Origin of the sequence: Gemella haemolysans (assembly GCF_001553035.1) — a bacterium.
GTDB lineage: Bacteria > Bacillota > Bacilli > Staphylococcales > Gemellaceae > Gemella > Gemella haemolysans_B.
Map to the genome: position 1 here is coordinate 1 of NZ_KQ959946.1, position 554 is coordinate 554.

At 36.1% G+C, this 554-nt stretch carries 1 protein-coding gene and 1 pseudogene; both read left to right on the forward strand.

Annotation, left to right across the window (positions count from 1 at the left end; translation table 11 throughout):
• Positions 1-243 (forward strand): annotated as a pseudogene (locus HMPREF3186_RS09360) (Asp23/Gls24 family envelope stress response protein); the annotation flags it as partial.
• A gap of 25 nt (positions 244-268) precedes the next feature.
• Positions 269-554: CsbD family protein (locus HMPREF3186_RS09610; RefSeq protein ID WP_231724152.1), on the forward strand; the 286-nt coding region annotated here is incomplete at its 3' end.

Genomic DNA, 554 nt, shown 5'->3' on the forward strand with positions numbered 1-554 from the left:
GCTAAGGAAGCAGTAGTAGAAAAAGCAGAAGATGTAAAAGAAACAACAGCAGACAAGGCAGAAGAAGCAAAAGAAGCAACTGCAGACAAAGCAGAAGAAGCAAAAGAAGTAGCATCTGACAAAGCAAATGAAGGGTTCGCGGGAAAACTATTTTCAAAAGTGAAAGAGGCTGCAGAGGATGCTAAAGATGCCGTAGAAGATGCTTATGACGGCGTAAAAAACATGGTAAAAAAAGATAAATAAAGAATAATATTTAGGAGGCACTATTATGTCATTAGAAAACAAATTTGATCAATTAAAAGGTTCAGTAAAAGAAGGATTAGGAAAATTAACAGGTAACGAAAAATTACAAGCTGAAGGATTCGCAGAAAAAGTAGTTTCAAAAGTAAAAGAAGCAGCAGAAGATGCATTTGACGGTGTAAAAAATGTAGCTAGTGTAGTAGCGGATAAAGCGGCAGATGTAAAAGATGCAGTAGTAGAAAAAGCAGCAGAATTAAAAGATGGAGCAGCAGATAAAGCAGTAGACGTAAAAGATGCTGTAGAAGATAAAGTAG